This window comes from Rhodococcus sp. SBT000017, from assembly GCF_003688915.1.
GTDB lineage: Bacteria > Actinomycetota > Actinomycetes > Mycobacteriales > Mycobacteriaceae > Rhodococcoides.
This window is the reverse complement of record NZ_REFU01000001.1, coordinates 25,639-44,770: the sequence shown is the minus strand read 5'-3', so window position 1 is coordinate 44,770 and position 19,132 is coordinate 25,639. Positions and strand designations below refer to the sequence as shown.

General features: G+C 66.6%; 14 protein-coding genes and 1 tRNA gene. 6 read left to right on the top strand and 9 right to left on the bottom strand.

The window, feature by feature from the left end; translation table 11 throughout:
* Positions 1-155 precede the first annotated feature (155 nt).
* Positions 156-794: a TetR/AcrR family transcriptional regulator gene (locus AYK61_RS00170; protein WP_374700647.1), complete on the top strand. Its 639-nt coding sequence runs from the start codon at positions 156-158 to the stop codon at positions 792-794.
* 75 nt (positions 795-869) lie between these two features.
* On the opposite strand, the gene AYK61_RS00165 is transcribed toward AYK61_RS00170, so the two are convergent.
* The gene (locus AYK61_RS00165) at positions 870-1,262 is read right to left on the bottom strand and encodes a holo-ACP synthase (RefSeq protein ID WP_008715184.1); all 393 of its coding nucleotides are present in this window, start codon (positions 1,260-1,262) and stop codon (positions 870-872) included.
* Positions 1,262-10,564 (bottom strand): type I polyketide synthase, encoded by a 9,303-nt coding sequence (locus AYK61_RS00160; RefSeq protein WP_121869367.1) that lies wholly within the window; start codon positions 10,562-10,564, stop codon positions 1,262-1,264. The genes AYK61_RS00165 and AYK61_RS00160 overlap by 1 nt, the downstream gene beginning before the upstream one ends.
* A 435-nt stretch (positions 10,565-10,999) precedes the next feature.
* On the opposite strand from AYK61_RS00160, the gene AYK61_RS00155 reads away from it, so the two are divergent.
* On the top strand, positions 11,000-11,746 hold the full coding sequence (locus AYK61_RS00155) for a hypothetical protein (RefSeq protein ID WP_121869366.1): 747 nt from the start codon (positions 11,000-11,002) through the stop codon (positions 11,744-11,746).
* Here AYK61_RS00155 and AYK61_RS00150 read toward each other — a convergent pair.
* Complete coding sequence (locus AYK61_RS00150) at positions 11,698-12,504, bottom strand: TetR/AcrR family transcriptional regulator (protein WP_121869365.1); 807 nt, start codon at positions 12,502-12,504, stop codon at positions 11,698-11,700. The two genes, AYK61_RS00155 and AYK61_RS00150, sit on opposite strands and share 49 nt — an antisense overlap.
* Before the next feature lie 103 nt (positions 12,505-12,607).
* Here AYK61_RS00150 and AYK61_RS00145 point away from each other — a divergent pair.
* The 4 genes from AYK61_RS00145 to AYK61_RS00130 all read left to right on the top strand — a co-directional run bounded on the left by AYK61_RS00145 (position 12,608) and on the right by AYK61_RS00130 (position 14,255).
* Positions 12,608-12,689: transfer RNA gene (locus tag AYK61_RS00145), tRNA-Leu, on the top strand.
* A gap of 65 nt (positions 12,690-12,754) precedes the next feature.
* On the top strand, positions 12,755-13,414 hold the full coding sequence (locus AYK61_RS00140) for a maleylpyruvate isomerase family mycothiol-dependent enzyme (protein ID WP_121869364.1): 660 nt from the start codon (positions 12,755-12,757) through the stop codon (positions 13,412-13,414).
* A gap of 89 nt (positions 13,415-13,503) precedes the next feature.
* On the top strand, positions 13,504-13,905 hold the full coding sequence (locus AYK61_RS00135) for a transcriptional regulator (protein WP_121869363.1): 402 nt from the start codon (positions 13,504-13,506) through the stop codon (positions 13,903-13,905).
* Positions 13,902-14,255 (top strand): DUF3817 domain-containing protein, encoded by a 354-nt coding sequence (locus AYK61_RS00130; protein WP_121869362.1) that lies wholly within the window; start codon positions 13,902-13,904, stop codon positions 14,253-14,255. Before AYK61_RS00135 ends, AYK61_RS00130 begins: the two co-directional genes overlap by 4 nt.
* Before the next feature lie 2 nt (positions 14,256-14,257).
* On the opposite strand, the gene AYK61_RS00125 is transcribed toward AYK61_RS00130, so the two are convergent.
* From AYK61_RS00125 to AYK61_RS00100, 6 genes are all read right to left on the bottom strand, one after another.
* Positions 14,258-15,067 carry a triacylglycerol lipase gene (locus AYK61_RS00125; protein ID WP_121869361.1) on the bottom strand — a complete coding sequence of 270 codons (810 nt, stop codon included), beginning with the start codon at positions 15,065-15,067 and terminating at the stop codon, positions 14,258-14,260.
* 3 nt (positions 15,068-15,070) lie between these two features.
* A complete protein-coding gene (gene rdgB / locus AYK61_RS00120; RefSeq protein WP_121869360.1) occupies positions 15,071-15,685 on the bottom strand; it encodes an RdgB/HAM1 family non-canonical purine NTP pyrophosphatase in 615 nt (204 codons plus the stop codon).
* The gene (gene rph, locus AYK61_RS00115) at positions 15,678-16,463 is read right to left on the bottom strand and encodes a ribonuclease PH (protein WP_121869359.1); all 786 of its coding nucleotides are present in this window, start codon (positions 16,461-16,463) and stop codon (positions 15,678-15,680) included. The genes rdgB and rph overlap by 8 nt, the downstream gene beginning before the upstream one ends.
* Before the next feature lie 21 nt (positions 16,464-16,484).
* On the bottom strand, positions 16,485-17,243 hold the full coding sequence (locus AYK61_RS00110; protein WP_183130105.1) for a cyclic nucleotide-degrading phosphodiesterase: 759 nt from the start codon (positions 17,241-17,243) through the stop codon (positions 16,485-16,487).
* 112 nt (positions 17,244-17,355) lie between these two features.
* Complete coding sequence (locus tag AYK61_RS00105) at positions 17,356-17,985, bottom strand: rhomboid family intramembrane serine protease (protein WP_121869358.1); 630 nt, start codon at positions 17,983-17,985, stop codon at positions 17,356-17,358.
* 59 nt (positions 17,986-18,044) lie between these two features.
* On the bottom strand, positions 18,045-19,130 hold the full coding sequence (locus tag AYK61_RS00100) for a P1 family peptidase (protein WP_121869357.1): 1,086 nt from the start codon (positions 19,128-19,130) through the stop codon (positions 18,045-18,047).
* Between the last annotated feature and the right edge of the window lie 2 nt (positions 19,131-19,132).

The window sequence follows — 19,132 nt, the reverse complement described above, 5'->3', positions numbered from 1 at the left end:
CCCATAAGCGCAGCCTGCGGGAGTGACGTACCGGACCGTTGTGGATAACGAGCACCCGCGCCCGATAGCCTGACCGGGTGGAATCCTCTGCTCGTGCCCAGTCCTCGCGCCGTCTCGACGCCGCGCTCGAGTCGACGGCACAGACGCAGGAGCTCATGCCGCGACGGCGTCCCACCCAGGAACGCAGCCAGCGCAAGTTCGACGCGCTGCTGCAGGCCTCACGCGAGCTGCTCAGTGACGTGGGTTTCGAGTCGTTCACCTGCGAGGAAGTCGCGTCGCGCGCCGAACTTCCGATCGGCACGCTGTATCAGTTCTTCGCCAACAAGTACGTCATCGTCTGCGAACTCAACCGCCAGGACCTGGTGGGAGTGCAACAGGAACTCGCCGAGTTCGACGGCGAAGTCCCGTCCCTGGACTGGGTGCGGTTCCTCAACAACTTCGTCGACCACATGGCCGGAATGTGGATGACCGATCCGTCGCGCCGTGAAGTGTGGCTCGCCATGCAATCGACACCGTCGACGCGCGCAACCGGGGTGATCCACGAGCGGGAGTTCGCCGAGCAGGTCTCGCGCATGCTCGGACCTCTCACTCCGCGCACGCCTCGGCATCGCCGCAACCTCATGGCTCAGGTGTTGGTGCACATCGTCTACTCGATGCTCAACTTCTCCGTGCAGGACGGCCAGAGCCACGAGGACGCCGTCGCCGAGCTCAAACGCATCATGATGGCGTATCTGCTCGTCGCCGAGAAGGAGAGCAGGCGCTCCGGCGGCTCGGCCATCGACAGCGACGCCTGAGTCTCCCGAGACCACACGAAAGAAGGCCCGCCCGATCTTGGGGATCGGACGGGCCTTTCGTCGTTCAGCGCGGAGTCACTCCTCCAGAATTGCCACCGCGGCGGCGATGTCGCCGTCGTGCGTGAGCGACAGGTGAATCTTCACCGTCGGCAGGAACTCCTGCGCCATCCCGTGCAATTTGATGGACGGCCGGCCCCACGCATCGTTGACGACCTCGATCAACGGATACGGGTTGTCACCGATCTGCGGCGGCCGAGCGAATCGCGATGTCGCCCATGCCTTCAGCACTGCTTCCTTGGCGGCCCACCGTGCTGCGTAATGGCGGGTCGGGTCGGAACTCTTCGTTGCGGCATGACGGCGCTCGCCCGCGGTGAAGCTGTCGCGGATCATCGTCGTGCCGACCTTCTCCATCTGCTCGGCGAAATCGGACACCGTCACCAGGTCGAAACCCACTCCCAGGATCGCCATCAGATGGCACCCGGCAGACCGGAGGAGTAGACATCGTCCTCGCCGAGGCGAGCGGACTCGTTGAGCAACACGTGTGCCTCCAGTTCGCGTGACGCCTTGGCCGGCGTCCCGTCATGTCCGAGCCGTCGATCGTCGGGCCGCTCGTAAAGGGAGTCTCCTCCCACCATCGCGGAGATCAGCCTGCGCTGACCGGCGATGCGCCGCTCGTTCGCCTTCGCGATGTATTCGGCACGGCGGTCCGCCGGAACGGCCTCGACGAATGCCTGCGGGTGCACCAGCGCAATGAGTCCGGACACGTGGCCGAATCCGAGGGAGGTGAGCAGACCTGCCTTGAGCGGCACCGAGTCACCGAAGCGCAGCGGCTCCCGAGCCCACACCAGATGCTCGAACGCGGTCATCTTGTCGTCGACGCAGTCGAGGCTGCGGTTCGGCGGGATGACGCCGTTGGCCAGCACCTGGCACAGGCCGATCAGCTGCCAGGCAGCCGCTCCACCCTTCGAGTGCCCGGTGAGGCTCTTCTGCGAGACGACGAACAGCGGAGCGCCGTCCGAACGGCCAATGGCCTTGGCGAGACGGGTGTGCAGTTCCGCCTCGTTAGGGTCGTTGGCTGCAGTGGAGGTGTCGTGCTTGGAGATCACGGCCACATCGTCTGCACTCACGCCCAGTGCGTTGAGCGAGAGCGCGAGCGCCGAATCCTTGCCGCCGCGACCGGCACTGAGCGCGCCGAGTCCCGGAGCCGGGATGGACGTGTGCACTCCGTCGCCGTACGACTGTGCGTAGGCCACCACTCCGAGGACCGGCAGGCCCATCTCGAGCGCCAGGTCTCCGCGAGCGAGCAGAATCGTTCCGCCGCCGTGAGATTCGACGAATCCACCGCGCCTGCGGTCGTTCGCCCGAGAGAACCGTCGATCGCTGATGCCCTTGGCGGTCATCGCTGCCGAGTCCGCGGTGGCCGACATGTCACCGAAGCCGATGATGCCTTCGTTGCTCAGGTCGTCGAAGCCGCCGGCGACCACGAGCTGCGCCTTGCCCAGCTTGATCTTGTCGACGCCTTCCTCGACGGAGACGGCCGCGGTGGCGCAGGCGGCGACGGGGTGAACCATCGCGCCGTAGCTACCGATGTACGACTGGACCACATGCGCGGCAACGACGTTCGGCAGAGCCTCCTGCAGGATGTCGTTCGCACGCGCGTCACCGAGCAGAGTGTCGATGTACAGCGAGCGCATGGACTCCATGCCGCCCATGCCGGTGCCCTGCGTGTTGGCCACCAGCGTGGGGTGCACCCAGCGCATCAGTTCCGACGGGTTGAAGCCCGAGGAGATGAACGCGTCGACCGTGGTGACGATGTTCCACAGTGCGACACGGTCGACCGAGCTGGCCATGTCGGGCGAGATGCCCCACTTGGTGGGATCGAATCCGGTCGGAATCTGCCCACCGACTGTGCGGGTGAGCTTCATCTTGCGCGGAACGCGAATCTCGGTGCCCGCCTTGCGAGTGACCTGCCAGTCGCTCGATTCTGGGACCGGCGTGATCAGCGTGTGCTCGGGATCCGCTGCTGCGAAGGACCGGGCATCGATCTCGGTTCCGACCACGAATGTCAGGTCGTTGTCGAGGAAGACCGAGGTCATCAGCGGAGCGGTGTTGCCGACCATCGCGCCGTCGTCGCCGTAGGTGCGGATACCGCACTTCTCGACCACGATGTCGTGGTATTTGTCGGCGATGTCCTTCTCGGGCACCAGGTCGCCGGACTCGATGTCGTACCAACCCGGCTTAGGATCGTTCTCCCAGGCGATGAGGCCGGTGTTCCATGCGAGTTCGAGTACGCCTGCGGCAGAGAGCTGCTCGTCGACCTCCATCTCGAAGCGGGTACGCGCCGAACCGTACGGTCCGAGCTCACCTGCACCGACGATGACGACCAGATCCTTCGGGTCGACATCGAGTGTCGGCCACGCCGGAGTGGTGGTCGACGTCGACAGACGCGGCGGAGCGGGCAGTGCCGCGATCACCGAATCGCCGGATGCCTCTTCGGTCTTCTCGGCGGCGGCCGCAGCCGCGTCCCGAGCGAGTTCGACGAGGTTGAGCTTGGTGCTGGCCAGGCCGCCGGTGAGATCGGCGACGATCGGCTCCTGAGCGGCCTGACGGCGAGCGGCAGGCGTGCACAGCTGCAGCAACTCGGTTGCCATCTCGTCGGTCGACCAGGTGCGCACACCCTCGGCTTCGACGGCCTCGACGATGGGGTCGTTGCCGCCCATCAGGCCGGTTCCGCGGACCCAACCGATGTGAGCGTGGGCGATGGACACCCGCTCGGCCCAGTTCTTCTCCGAACCCCACTTGGCGACAACCGCATCGAGTGCAGCCTTGGACTCGCCGTAAGCGCCGTCGCCACCGAACATTCCGCGGTTGGGCGATCCCGGCAGCACCACGTGCAGGTGCGTGTCGATGTCGTTGTCGTAGCCGACCTTGGACAGTCCGCCGATCAGGCGCTCGACCGACCAGAGCAGCACGCGCATCTCCATCTCGGCGCGAGCTCCGGCGTCGGACATCTCGCCCATGACCCGAGGTGCGGCGAACGGGAACAGCATCGTCGGTGTGACGCCGGCCTTGACCAGAGTCTTAGCTCCACCGGCAGTGTCGATGAAGTCGCTGCCGATCCACTCGATGAGCGCATCGACGTCGGTGTACGACGCGATGTTCGCCGGAACCACCCAGAGCGACGCTCCGCTGCGTGCGTTGTCGCGGTAGAGGCTGCGGTAGAAGCCGAGTCGCTCGTCGTCGAGCCTGGAGGTGGTGACGAAGACCGTAGCTCCCCCAGCCAGCAGCTTGGCCGTCACCGCGGCTGCGATGGAGCCCTTGCTGCCGCCGGTGACCACTGCGACCTCGTCGGCCCACTGGCCCTTGTCCTCGGATGCGACCGCGATGTCCGCGATGCGTCCGAAGGTCTCGGCCAGCACAGTCTTGTTCTCGTAGTCGGCCTTGGCCTTCCACCACTGTGCTTGCGAAGCAACGGCATTGCCTGCGCCGGCGAAGGACTCGACGGAGATGTCGCCTGCGGTACCGAGCCACAACCGGGCCAGGTCCTCACGGGCGGTGGCCCACCGGTCGTCGATCAGGACGGCGCGTTTGGCGTCGAACGCCGGGGCGACGAGGCGAGGCCAGTCGGATCCCAACTCTGCCGAGACCAGCTCCACCAGAGCGGCGTCGGGATCGTCGGCCAGCAGTGCGTTGGGCGCATCCGCAAGTCCGAGCTGCTCGAGCACCAGCCGGGCAGCGGAGGCAAGGACGCCGTCGCGGCCGGTGATGTGTTCGGTGAACTCACCGAGAGCAGCAGCGTCGACGGTTCCACCGGCCCCGCCGCCTGCCTGCGGCATCGAGACTGCGACGCCGCGGCGTGCGGCCACCGCGGCCACGGCCGCGTCGACGACGTTGTCGACTGCGTTGCCGTCGGCGAGAGAGCCGTCGGCCAGGCCGCCGAGCGCGCCACCACGAACCGAGGCACCGTCACGGGTACCGAGAGCGACCTCGGCGGTCACGTGGTGCGCCCAGCCGTCGCCCAGTTCCCAGGTCTTCTTGACGCGATCGGCGATCGAGGCCGGGCGTCGACCCGAGGGGCCGAAGACCTTGCGGAGGTGGTCGTTGATGGAGTCGCTGAGCACCGGACCGAACGGCTTGTACGTACGAGCCAGCTTGTTCACCGTGCCCGAGAGCGCACCCATGTCGGCATCGGCAGCACCGTCGATGGCACCGAGCGAGAGCTCGGAACCGAGGTCGACGAGCAGCTGGTTACGGCGCGAGGACACACCGTCGCACAGTGCCTCGATGGTGTCGGCGGGCCCGATCTGATCGAGCTGCAGCTTGGTCCACAGACCGATGAGGATCTTGGTCGCATCGGCCGCGACGAACGCGATGTCGTCCGGACGAGGTCCGCCGGACGGTGCTGCTGCCGGAGCGGGCGCGGGAGCCGAAGCGGGAGCTGCAGCTGGCGGAGCAGCGGCCTCCACGGGTGTCGACTCTTCTTCGTCGGCCGGAGCCGGGTCGGTGTCGGTCCCGTAGATGATGGCAGCCTCGCGCTCGAGGTTGAGTACCTCGACCGGGTGGCCGAAGCGGCCCGGCAGCTTGAGGGTCTGCGACGCGAGGTTCGCCACGGTCGGGGTTGCACCGAGGCCGATCTCGACGAAGCGCTCGACGCCCATGCCGCCGTCGGACTCGTCTGCGAACAGCAGGTCCTGGGTCTCGATCCAGCGCACCGGGCTGGCGAACTGCCATGCGAGCAGCTCGGTCAGGATCACGCGGCACAGATCGCGCGGCCGTGCGGCCCACGAATCGAATTCCGCGAGAACGGTGTTCAGCGGCTCGGACGGAACCAGATCGGCGATCTCCTGGACGAACTCGCGCTCGAGCGAGAACGGCTTGGGCACCAGGTTCGGGATGTAGCGACCCACCAGGATTGCCGGATCGATCTGCTCGGGGAGCAGCGTCTGGAGGCGGTTGCGGAAGTCGTCGACTCCGCCGCGCAGCACCGTGGAGTGGAACGGCACGTCGATGCCGGGAACCATGATGTAGGCGGCCTTGCCACCGAACTCGGCACGGCGGATCGCGATCTTCTTCTCCAGCTCGCCGAGGCCGGCAACCGTGCCTGCGATGGCGTACTGCGAACCGCGCAGGTTGAGGTTGACGATCTCGAGGAACTCACCGGATTCTGCTGCGACACCGGCGACGAAACCGTGCACATCCTCGTCGGCCAGGCCGATCTGAGACGGGCGGATCGCTGCCATGCGGTAGTCGCTGCGGCCGCTGGCGTCACGCGGAACAAGAGCATGCATGGCCGAACCACGCTGGAAGACGACCTCGAGGACGGCTTCGAGCGGGAGCACACCGGCAACGGCTGCGAGGGCGTTGTACTCACCGACGGAGTGGCCGGCGAGAATCGAGTTCTCCACGAACGCACCGGATTCACGCAGTTCGGCAACCTGTGCGACGCCGAGAACGGCCATCGCAACCTGGGTGAACTGCGTCAGGTGCAGCACACCGTCGGGGTGCTTGTGCGTGACGCCCCGCGCCTTGAGCGACGTCGGGTTGTCGCGCACCACAGCGAGAATGGAGAAGCCGAGCGCGCTGCGGGTGTGCTTGTCGGCACGCTCCCACACCTCACGTGCAGCCTTCGAGCGTGCCCGAGCGTCCAAGCCCATGCCCGCACGCTGGATGCCCTGGCCCGGGAAGGCGTAGACGGTCTTCGGCGGCGCGGTGCGAGCGGTGGCCACCATGACCAGTTCGCCTGCGACACGGCAGGAGACCTCGATCAGTTCGGCACCCTGGTCGAATCCGGTGCGGTCGACGCGAACGTCGATCTCGGCTCCGGGGCGAACCATGCCGAGGAAGCGGGCGGTCCAGGCGGTGAGGCGACGCGGCGGAGTCTTGGTGTCCGCGTGGTCGACTGCGGTGACCGTCTGCTGGGCAGCGGCCGAGAGCCACATGCCGTGCACGATCGGGCTGCCGAGACCGGCGAGCAGCGCCGCGGCATCCGAGGTGTGAATCGGGTTGTGGTCACCCGAGACCTGAGCGAACGCGGCCATGTTGCGCGGAGCGACGATGGTTGTCTGACGGCGGCGACGACGCGGGGTGTCCTGTGCGTCGGCGCTCACCGAGCCGCCTGCGCGAGCCGGGTCGACGAGCTCGCCCTTGCCGGTGCGTCCACGAATGGCGAAGCGTTCCACCAGAGTTGCGACGGCGGGAGCATCGAGCCCCTCACCGAGCATGGCACCGATCTCGACGGTGACCTCGACGACGCGGCCGAGGTCGGTGTCGAGCACCTCTCCTGCCGCAGCCTTGACCACCAGAATCGAGGTGTCGGTGGGCAATTTGCCGACCAGATTCACACTGTGATCGAGGTGCACCAGATCGAGCATGCCTTCGATGACGTCGATGCCTTCGGCGTTGCGCGTCGCGCCGAGGACGGCGAAGACGGCGGGCCAGCAGGCACCGACCAGGACGTCGGGAACGGCCTTGCCGCTGACGGTGAGCGAGTCCGGCAGTCCGGATCCGGTGACGCCTGCGTGATCGGCGATCAGATCGGGGATCCACGCGATGTTCAGCCGGGCGACGCCGCCCTTGACGGCCGGAAGCTCTTGGCCTGCAGCAACTCCGAGCAGAGCCGACATGGCCTGCTGAGCGTCCTGAGCGGTGACGACGGGAGCGCCGCCGTCGATCGTGGAGGCCGGAACCGTCAGGCGGATGCGAACTTCCTTGCCCGGAGCAAGCGGAACCAGCAGCTCCACGTGCTCGGAATCGAGCACGGTCAGCGACGAGCCGGTCTGCGGGTGCACCGCGACCGTCTCGGAATCCACGGTCCAGTCGGCCGGATCACCCAGGCGCGCAACGGGGTTCTGCGTCATACGCGAGGCCCAGGTGACATCGGGAGCAGCCAGCACGATGCCCAGCAGTCCGGGTGCGATCTCGGCGTGGCGACGGCTCGCGATGGCCGTGGGCTCGACGCCCTCGGCGAGCAGCTGATCTGCGGTGGCCTTCTCGAAGCGATCGAGCAGATCGCCCACGGGCTCGTCGACGCGAGTGATGCCTGCGACGGCGACGGTTCCGGGGATGATGCAGACCTGATCGGCCGAGTAGCGGGCGTCGTGTGCCTGCCACAGCGAGTCACTGCGCCACCAGCGGCGCACGTCACCGTCGACGACGGGGACGAAGTTGACCGGCTTGCCGGGCATACGGCACAGCGAGGTGAAGAAGGTGATGTCGGCCGGGTGCAGCACCACGTCGGCTGCGTCGGGGAACTGTGCGAGCAGCGACTTCAGTGCTGCGCGTGGGCGTTCGAGAACCTCGGCATCGGCGAACAGGGTGGGGATGGGTCCGCGATCGACCGGGTGCAGGCGAGCCTCGGCGCGCTGCAGCATCTCCAGGAAGCGGGTGCGCCAGGTGACGTCGAGCCACACCGATTCGCGTGCCTCGGACACGGCGTCGGTGAACTCGCCGCCGCAATCGAAGTCGCTGCGCGAGTCGGTTCCGATGGCCAGGTCGAGGTAGCGAACGAGCCACTGCTGGTACGTCATCTCGGCGACGTCACCGAAGAAGGGCTTGGCGGTGCCGTCGAGTGCGGCGATGATCTCCTCGCGACGCTCGGCCACGGCGTCGGCGTTGCCGGCGACCTCGTCGAGCAGTCGGCCGCACCGCGATGCCGCATTGTCGATCTCGTGGATGTCGGCACCGAGTTGGCTTCGGCCCGAGGCCATTCCGCCGTTCGCGGTACCGGCCCCGACCCAGTCGGGGGTTCCGGGTGTGTCGACCAGAAGCTGCTTGACCTCGGGAGCCGTCGTGGCCTCGAGGGTTGCCATAGCTGCGGTGCCGACGAGGATGCCGTCGAGCGGCATCTTCGGGTAGCCGTGCACGGCCGACCAGGTCCCGGTGAGGTACTCCGCTGCCCGCTCGGGTGTGCCGATGCCTCCGCCGACGCAGACGACGAGGTTGGGCCGTGACCGCAGCTCCGCGTAGGTGGTCAGCAGCAGGTCGTCGAGGTCCTCCCACGAGTGGTGTCCGCCTGCGCGGCCGCCCTCGATGTGAACGTTGACCTGGTAGGACGGAACCTCGTTGGCGATGCGGATGACGGCGCGAATCTGCGCGACGGTGCCGGGCTTGAACGAGACGTAGCTGATGCCGGCCTCGGACAGCTCTTCGATGAGAGCCACTGCCTCTTCGAGTTCCGGGATGCCTGCGGTGACGACGACGCCGTCGATGGCTGCACCGGCTGCACGAGCGCGCTGCACGATGCGGCGTCCGCCGAGCTGCAACTTCCACAGGTACGGATCGAGGAAGAGCGAGTTGAACTGGATTGCACGGCCGGGCTCGAGGAGGGTGGAGAGCTCGGCGACACGATCGGTGAAGATGTCCTCGGTGACCTGTCCGCCACCGGCGAGCTCGGCCCAGTGGCCTGCGTTGGCAGCTGCGGCGACGATTTTGGCGTCGACCGTGGTCGGCGTCATGCCGGCGAGCAGGATCGGCGAACGTCCGGTCATCTTGGTGAAGGAGGTCTCGACCACGACGCGGCCGTCGGGCAACGTGACCGGGGTGGGGGCATAGGCGGACCATGCGGGCTGGACCTCGGGAGCAGCTCCCGGGGTGAGCAGATTGCGGTGGCCCCCACGCGAGGAGGCGGCAATGATGCCGACGCCCTGTCCACGCAGCGCCGGAGTGGTCATGCGGGTGAGCAGGTCGCCCGGACCGAGATCGAGAATCCAGTCGGCACCGGCGTCGACGACACCGTCGATGGCGTCGACCCAATCCACGGAGTCCACGAGGATCTTCTGTGCGAGGTCGCGGGCGAGCTCGACATCGAGTCCACAACGCTGCGCCCAGGCACTGACGAGTTCGACAGCATCTGCCAGGGCGGGGTGATGGAAGCCGATCTCGACGGGAAGCTGCTCGAAGACCGGGGCGAATACGGCACCGCCGCGCTTCTTGGCGTCGCGGTCACGCTCTTCCTCGGCAGCGATCTGCTCGCACTTCTCCTGCACGCGGGCCAGCTGGGCCGGCGGTCCCGAGAGTACGACGCGACGACGGCCGTTGCGGATGGCGAGAGCGGCGGATCGCTCCGGCGCTCCATCGATCGCGAGGTCGGCGATGATCGCCTGCAGTCGTGCGGGTTCGACGTTGGCAACCGAGACCATCGGCGCGCGGTCTCCGGCACCGATGATGCCGCGGCGGCGGCCGACGAGACCTGCAGCAGCACCCACGAGCTGGGCGATCGCGAGGAAGCTCGCGTCCTGTGCGCCGTCGGCTGCGACGGATTCGGCAGCGATGAGCCCCTGCGAGTGTCCGACGACCTCGACCGGCGGGGTCTGGGCGGGATCGAGTCCCTGCAGCTTCAGTGCGCGCAGTGCTGCGACCTGAGTGAGGAACACTCCGGGAAGCGACACGGCAGCGGAGGTCAGCGCAGCCTCGGACGGGCCGTACGAACCGACGGTGTCGTCGTCGGCGAGGTCCTGTTCGAGCATCCAGCCGATCGGGTCGAAACCGACCGAGCGCACGACCAGCAGCTCGTCGGCAACGGGCGCGAGAGTGACTGCGGCCTCGTTGACGAGATCGGTCAGTTCGGGTTCGAGCGCGGAGTCGCGAGCCAGTTCTTCGAGGGAGCTGAGCCACGGTGCACCCTGGCCACCGAAGGCCAGTGCGTACGGCTCGCCCGCGGCGAAACGATCTGCCAGAGTCCGAGAGCCGCCATTGCTTCTAGGGGATTTGTCTGCGTTGCCGGTGCTTCGCGAGCCTCGTCCGTGTGATGGTGTGCTCTCGTTGATCGTCAAGGCTGAAGATTCCTCTCGTGGACGCCTCGGGGGTCGGGGCGTTCGCTGTGATGAGTGCCCTGGTGCGTCGTGGGCTACAGGGTCGAAGCGGTGAGCCGGTCGTCGTCGACAGGTCTCCTCCGCGCTGTTCAAGGTTGACACAAAATCATGAGGAAAGCCTCAGGTTTGCTCGGACGTCCGAGTGCTACCAGCGAGTACGTCGATCGAAGAGGCTTTACTTTTTGTTTACCCAACTCGTCGGTAACCCGTATCCACGCTGGCGAGAGCATCGAGCGAGACGTCAGAACATGAGGAAAGCCTCGTATTTTTCGTTATCTTTTCGTGATGTGATCTCGAGCATAGATGAGCGGCCTACGACCTTGTCGGTGCGGTCCTCTACCTTGTGCCGACGACCCGCTCATCGGAAGTGCGGTCGACGAAATCCGGGGGGAATTCATGTATTCATCGGTAACGGACATCTGCACCGAGGAAGAACTCGACGCGATGCTTCTGCACATCGAATCGCATGTGCCACAATCCCGTTCGCCACATTGGACACCGGGATGGCGCGCCGAGAGCGAGGTGGCGTTGCTGGATGCGATCTTCTCGGCGCGCGCTCCCTACGGCGGCCCGACCAGCGGGGTCCGCGCAGTGGTCCAGCGATGGAGATCGCATCGCGGCGATAACCGACTCGACGACTTGACAACCCTCGCCCCACTGACCACCACCCCGGATCTACTGGTGGAGATCCTGTCCAACCGTCAGCTGGTTCCGGGAAACAGTCGAACCAAGGCTGCTGCCGCCGCCGTGGCGGCGCAGACCCTGGTGTCGGTGGGGCTGAGCCGTTCGAGCGACTTCGAGCAGCACACCGAGCAACAATTCGATGCATTCTGCGCGATTCCCGGTCTCGGTGAAACCACGTGGGAATGCATGCTCATGCACCTCGGCGTACGCACCGACAAAGCGGCCGAACACCTGCGCTCGTTCGTCGCCGACGCGCTCGAACCGCTCCACCACAACCTCGCTGCCGGGATCGCCGAGGACCGCGCCCCTGTGATCCTGGAAGCCGCGGCGACTGCACTCGGCGCAGATATCGCCTCGGTCGAGCACGCTGTGTGGCGATATCAGCACAAGTCACGTAGGGCGAAGCAGCGTCACTCCGAAACAGGTCGATCCGAGGCGGCACTTCGACCGACGGGCTGACTTCGCGAGATCAGTGCCTCCACGCCGTCGAGAATGCACTCCAACCCGAACCGGTAGGCGTGCACGGGGTCGCTGGCGGCGTCGTAGGACGTCGCCGCGGCTGTCCCGACCCGAGACGACACCGGAAAACGTTCGCGGTCCATCACCCGTTCGAGGATCGGTGCGGTAGCCGCCCACCACTGGGCGTCGGACATGCCCGACTGCTCCTTGACACGCGTCACGCCGGCGAGGGCGCGCGCGGTACCGGAGACGTGAGTGAGAACCAGCGTGAGAACGGAGTCGATCTCGACGTCACCCAGGCCGATGCCGACAAGGGGACGCAACTCGGCCTCGTACTTGTCGTTGGTGTGCGGACCGAGCACGGGGCGTGCACCCTCCGCTTCGAGCAGCCACGAATGCCGTTGGTACAGAGCCCAATTGCGTTCGGCAACGAAGCCCATCGCGGGACGCCATCCGCCGGCGACGGAGGACGGCTCGTCGACGTGTGAGTAGAGGCCTGCAAGTGCTCGATCGATCATCAGATCGGCCAGTTCCTCCCGGCCCGGCACGTGCGTGTAGAGCGACATCGCGCCGACACCGAGATGCTCGGCCACGTTCCGCATCGACACGAACTCGAGACCGTTCGCATCGGCCAGTTCGATCGCAGCGTCGACGATCGCGTCCACGCTCAGTCCGGTGCGACTCGGCTTGGCACCGACTCGCCACAGCAGCCCGAGCGTGCGGGCCGGGCCGAAGGGGATGTCCTTTTTCGATGCCACTCGCCGAGTGTAGCGGCACCGTACGGTGTACACCTGCAACGTTTGCAGCCCGCCTCCCCGTGCCGGTGACAGAAACCATCCAGGTTGTAGACTTCATCGGCACGCGCGAGTGGCGGAATTGGCAGACGCGCTGGATTTAGGTTCCAGTGTCTCAGGACGTGGGGGTTCAAGTCCCCCCTCGCGCACGACGGTCGTTCGGCCCGGCTTTTCTGGAGACTTCTGCAGGTTCCGACGTGTGAAGGCGGCTCGAATGTCCAGCAACCCCGACAACGACGCGATCTTCGCCGAGATTTCCGACGAACGACGCTCTCTCGCAAGAACTCTCGAAACTCTCACACCCGAACAATGGGACACTCCCTCGCTGTGCGAGGCCTGGACGGTCCGCGACGTCGCCGCGCATCTGGTGGTCCCGCTGATCGTCCCACTCTGGCAGTTCGGACTCGTCATGGTGCGCACCCGAGGCAACTTCGACCGCGCCAATCAATTGATGACCACCCGCGTGCGTCGCGAGCACGGCGACGAATTACCCGCCTTGCTCACCGCACACGCAGACAAGAAGTTCACCCCGCCCGGCCACGGTCCGCTGGCCCCCTTGTCCGACGTCATCGTGCACGGACTGGACGTATGCAGGCCGCTGGGAATCGAGCACCACGTTCCCGACCACCGCATGATCACGATGCTCGACTTCCTGGTGCCCGCGACAGGCGCGGCACCGTCCAAAGGCCCCGAGCTTCGACTGCAGTGGCGCGCAACCGATCTGGACTGGAGCCGCGGCGAGGGCCCGGTCATCGAAGGATCGGCCGGCACCCTGGCACTGGTTCTGACCGGGCGCAGCAGCGCTCTCGCGGACGTCACCGGGCCCGGTGCCGAGCAACTCGCCCATGCACGCGCCGACCGTCGTCGGGCGTGAGTCGCATCCGAGCCGTCCATGGTGAGAATCACCGCCGGGCCGCAGCACGCGACTACCTCCAGTAGTAGTACCTCCGGTACCGTCGAGGGGTGACTTCATCCCGCCCGAACCGTCGGCCAGCACTGATCGCGCTGGTCATCGTGTCCGCGGCGGTGTGCCTGGGTCTCGGCTGGTGGCAATGGGAACGCTTCGAGGCAGTCGGCGGCAACGGTCAGAACCTCGGATACGCGTTCCAGTGGCCTCTGTTCGCGGTGTTCGTGGTCTACGCCTACCGCAAGTTCGTACGCCTCGAGGACGAGGACCCAGAGGAAGCGGCTGCGGCTCGTCCCGACGGACCCACCGAGGTGCCCCTCGACCTGCTGCCCCAGCGACACGCCCCGGCGTCCGACGCCACGGACCTCGACGATCCCGAGGCCAGGCAACTACTCGAATACAACAGCTACCTCGCGGAGCTGAACGAATCCCGCGGGACCGACAGGAGCACCACGTGAGTTCGGCACCGGACAAGACGCAGGCGTCTGCGAACAGGACCAAACAGATCGCATCCGCGTTGCTGCGCTATCGCGTTCTGGCCTATGTGACCGGAGTGTGGCTGTTGGTTCTGGTGGCGGAAATGGTCGCGAAGTACATCCTGAAGATCGAGAATCTGCCGACGTGGATTCCCGTCGTGCACGGTTGGGTCTACATCGTCTACCTTGTGCTGACTGTCGATCTCGCGATCAAGGTGCGGTGGCCTGCTGCCCGCACGATCGGCACACTGCTCGCCGGAACTGTCCCGTTCCTGTCGTTCTACATCGAGCACAAGCGCACCAAGCAGGTCAAAGCCGACTTCGCCGTCTGACGTCAGCAGCCGATCGGCTGCGCGTTCTGCGGATCCAATGCGTTCTGCACCAGCCGCTGAGCGAGCGGGTCGTACGAGATTCCCGTGTGCTCGACGGTGTTGGCCGGGCACACGTCCTGCAACACCACGTTCGTGTTTCCCGCGCCGCTGAGCAGGGAGGCCGTGTACGGAACGACGATCTGGTCGTATCGAGTGACGATCGTGGTGTAGTCGATCCCCGAGACGGTGTCGCTGCCTTCGTTCAGTCGCTCGAGTACGTCGTCCTGTACCGGTGGGCCCGCCGTCGGGTAGTTCGGCGGAGACAACGCCACGATCCGCGCCACAGTGTGGTCTCCACCGAGGAAGCGGGCGTAGTAGCGCGGCACGGTGCCGCCCTTCGAGTGGCCGACGATCGACACCTTCTGCGCACCCGTCGCCTCGAGCACGGAATCGACGAACGTCGACAGTTCCGCAGCGCTCTCGGGAATGGGTTCGAGCGCACCGAACGCCTGAACCGGCCCGGTGTTGCCGTAGTCGATCGCAAATACGCAGTATCCGGCGTCGGCCAGCTTCGGCGACAGCGATGCCCAGTTGGCGTAGGAGTTCTCCAGGAATCCGTGCACCAGCACGACCGGTTCGGGATGCTGCGCACTGGGAACACACGAGAAGTCGTTCGAGCCCGGCGGAGTCACTCCCGGGTGCGCGATCGAGTAGGCGAGGGCCTCGGCGAAGGAGCCTGCAGCCGGTGCCGCGGCGGCCGGGGTGCCCAACAGGCACAGTGCGGCGGCGGCGAACACCACCGCAGTCCGCGTCAGCACGGTTCGCGTCGCCACGAGCTACCGTCCCGCCAACTCACCGAGGGCCGGAACGAGCATGCGAAGCGCGCGACCGCGATGCGAGGCGGCATCCTTTTCCTCCGGGCTCAGCTGCGCAGCGCTGCGGCCGTCGCCCTCGGGCACGAAGATGGGGTCGTAGCCGAAGCCGTTCTCCCCCTGCGGCTCTCGGCCCACTACACCGCGCCACTCACCGCGGACCACGGTGTCGGTGCCGCCGGGAATCACCAGGGCGCACGCCGAGACGAATGCAGCTCCGCGACGCTCGTCGGGGGTGTCACTCAGCTGCGCCAGAACCAGTGCGGTATTGGCCTCGTCCTGCCCGTGCGTACCGGACCAACGCGCCGAGAGCACTCCGGGCATCGCGTTCAGGGCATCGATTTCGATTCCCGAATCGTCTGCCACACAAGGTAATCCAGTGGCCTCCGCGCCATCACGTGCCTTGGCGAGCGCATTTTCCTCGAAGGTCGCTTCGGTCTCGGGAGCCTCCGGGAACGGCGGCACCTCGTCCAGGCCCACCAGTTCGATTCCGGCCACTCCGGCGGCGTCGAGCACCCGCCGAAGTTCGCGCAGCTTCTTCGCGTTCCGGCTCGCGACCAGAAGCTTCGAGTCAGGCACCGAACTTCTTCTTCGATTCCGCGACTGCAGGCTCGGGCAGTTCGCCGGGGTACGGCAATGCCAGGGCTTCCTTCTGCACCTCGAACAACTTCTCGATGCCGACGAATGCGGAGTCGAGCAACTTGTCGAGTGTGGTTCGCGGGAAGGTCGCGCCCTCCCCGGTTCCCTGGATTTCCACGAGCGTGCCGGTGTCGGTGGCGACGACGTTCATGTCGACCTCGGCGCGCGAATCTTCTTCGTAGGGGAGATCGAGGCGCACACGGCCGTCGACGACCCCGACGCTGACTGCGGCGATCATGCACGAGATGGGCTGCGGATCGGCCAGTCGTCCCGCTGCTCGCAGGTAGGTGACCGCGTCGTTGAGAGCGACGAACGCGCCGGTCACGGCGGCGGTACGGGTACCACCGTCGGCCTGGAGTACATCGCAGTCGAGGGCGATGGTGTTCTCGCCGATCGCAGCGAGGTCGATGCATGCCCGCAGTGAGCGTCCGACCAATCGAGAGATTTCCTGGGTGCGTCCACCGACCTTGCCCTTGACGGACTCGCGGCCGTTGCGGGTATGGGTGGCAGCGGGGAGCATCGCGTACTCGGCGGTGAGCCAACCGAGACCGGATCCCTTTCGCCAGCGCGGGACGCCCTCCTCGACGCTGGCCGTACACATCACCCTGGTGTTGCCGAACTCGACCAACACCGACCCTGCCGGGTGGCTGGTGAATCCGCGGGTGATCTTGATGGTGCGGAGCTCGTCGTCCGCCCTGCCGTCTTCTCGTCTGGACACGACTCGAAGCCTAGCGCGTCGTCAGACGGTGAAGACGTCCCCTGGCAGAACCGCGTGCACCGGTCCGCTGAACTCTGCCTTCGCCTCGGCGATTACATCCTCCCGCGAGGTCCACGGCGGAATATGGGTCAGCAACAGCTCCCCTACCCCTGCCTCTCGCGCGATTCGGCCCGCCTCGGTTCCGGACAGGTGCACTCCCTCGGGCCGCTCGGGACTGTCGGTCCAGGACGCCTCGCACAGGAACATGTCGGCTCCGTGCGCCAGATCTCGCACCGCCTGGCACATTCCCGTGTCTCCGCTGTACGCGAACGTGCGGCCTTCCGCTGTGGTGACGCGCATGCCGTACGACTCCGGCGGATGGAACACCTGCCGTGCCAGAATCGACAACTTTCCGAACTCGACGGTGCGCCCGTCCACCCAGCGACGCAGGTCGATGGTGTCGGACATGTCGTCGATCTGCCCTCCGCACTCGGCCGAGGCGACGCCGAGGCGGAACGCCGTGTCCTTTGGTCCGTAGACGATCGCTCGCCCCTCCGGCGGAGCGGGATGGTAACGACGCCACACCAGCAGCCCCGGAACGTCGAGGCAGTGATCGGCATGCAGATGCGAGAGCAGAACGCTCACATCTCCCGGATCGGCGTAGCGCTGCAACGCCCCGAGGATTCCGGGACCGAAGTCGAGGACGACCGGCGCGGTCTCCACTTCTTCCAACAAGTAGCCCGACGCGGGTGAATCGGGTCCGGACACACTGCCCGAACATCCCAGGACGGTTATTCGCATGAAAGCCATGCTGCCACGCCGAGCGCATCACTCGAAACGTTCGGGCAGTATTCACAGCGCGAGTCGGCGAAATTCACCACCGAGCACAGGTGTGTCTGCAGTTACCTCGGCGCTACAGAGTGGGCCGATCGAGCGATTTCGCCCGTGCCCGCTCGGCTCGCGCGTCGGCGGACAACAGTCGAGCGGCGACGACTCCGCCCACCGCGCCGAACAGATGCCCCTGCCACGAGACGTTCGGTTCGCTCGGGAGCACTCCCCACAGTGCGCTGCCGTACAGCACGAACACCACGACGCCGATCGCGAGTTGACCGAGTTTTCGGGTGAAGAAGCCGCGCACCAACAGGTAAGCGATGAAGCCGAAGATCAGAATCGAAGCGCCGATCGTGTTCGTGTACGAACCGGCGGTGAGCCAGGTACCGAACCCACCGACCACCCAGATGATCCCGGTGGCAGCCAAACCACGCGCCAGCCCCGAGAGCAACACCAGGAACCCGAGCACGACGATCGGCACGGTGTTCGCGATCAGATGTTGCCAGTCGTCGTGCAGCACGGGCGCGAACAGAATGCCCCACAGCCCCTCGACCGAACGGGCCTGGATCCCGTTGCGTTCGAGCCTCGACCCGCTGGCCACGTCGATGAACTCGATGACCCACAGCAGCACGGTGAATGCTCCCACCAGCATGGCGGCCTGCATCCAGACCGGCCGCTCCCGCTCGGCGGGACGGTTACTGATCTCGCTCATGATCGCCTCCGGATTCGGTCCCTCCACGGTACCGGGCAGAGGTATCGCGCGGGCTGCGCTCAGGCTCCCGATCCACCGAACGCGGACGTGAAGATCTGGCGGTACGTGGGGATGCCGGCCACCGAGGTGGCGTCGAGCAGGGCCGCGACGATGGCTCGCTCGACGACGATCGCCGCGGCCTCGGTGACCGCGGCCAGTACCGGGAGTTCGGCCGAGAATGCGGCGGGCACAGAGGACTCTGCGGTGGCGGGTCTGGTGCCGGTGGACACGGCGAAGATCGTGTCGCCGTCGAGCGGCGAGTGTGCCGGTCGAACAGCCCGCGCCAGACCGTCGTGACCGGCGACGGCAATCCGCTTGCACGACGCCGACGACAGCGCGGCGTCGGTGGCGACAACCCCGATCGTGGTGTTCAGCGCAGTGCCCTTGGGTTCGAGAGCGAGTGCGGCCCACAGCTGGTTCACGTCGGGCTTACGCATACCGAACGCCGCAGGCCCGAGCGTGCCGACACCCCACAGCAGCCCGGTGCGCGGGTCGAACACCGCTCCCACCGGATTGGCGACCATCAGCGCCGCCACGGTGACCCCGTCGGCAGGGCCGCCCTCGATCACCGTGCTGGCGGTGCCGACACCGCCCTTGAGCACTCCGGCTCGGGCACCGACACCCGCACCGACCGACCCCGTCGCGAACTCGGTCGCCGCTGCTGCCGCGGCGAGGTAGCCGAACTCTGCCGTCGGGCGGGAAGTCCAGTCGCCGACCGGAAGATCGAAGATCACCGCGGCCGGCACGATCGGTACGACGTGGTCGGGACTGCCCATCGGAATCCCCTGGCCGTGCTCTTCGAGCCACCGCATGACGCCGTCGGCCGCAGCGAGCCCGTAGGCACTGCCCGCGGTCAAGAGGATCGCGTTGACGTGCTGGACGGAATGGCTGGGATCGAGCAGATCGGTCTCGCGAGTCCCCGGCCCGCCGCCGCGAACATCGACGGCCGCCGTCGCACCTCCCAGTGCGCGAACCACCGTGCAGCCGGTCGCCGAGCCGGAACCCATGGTGGCGTCGTCGTCGCGTTCGTGATGATGACCGACCAGCAGACCTGCCACGTCGGTCAGGGAATCCCGCGGTCCGGGAGTCTGGAAAGCAGCGGTCACGC

Coding starts and splice junctions, on each gene's coding strand:
- AYK61_RS00170 (WP_374700647.1), top strand. CDS start 156: ATGCCGCGACGGCGTCCCACCCAGGAACGCAGCCAGCGCAAGTTCGAC.
- AYK61_RS00165 (WP_008715184.1), bottom strand. CDS start 1,262: ATGGCGATCCTGGGAGTGGGTTTCGACCTGGTGACGGTGTCCGATTTC.
- AYK61_RS00155 (WP_121869366.1), top strand. CDS start 11,000: ATGTATTCATCGGTAACGGACATCTGCACCGAGGAAGAACTCGACGCG.
- AYK61_RS00140 (WP_121869364.1), top strand. CDS start 12,755: ATGTCCAGCAACCCCGACAACGACGCGATCTTCGCCGAGATTTCCGAC.
- AYK61_RS00110 (WP_183130105.1), bottom strand. CDS start 17,243: ATGCGAATAACCGTCCTGGGATGTTCGGGCAGTGTGTCCGGACCCGAT.
- AYK61_RS00105 (WP_121869358.1), bottom strand. CDS start 17,985: ATGAGCGAGATCAGTAACCGTCCCGCCGAGCGGGAGCGGCCGGTCTGG.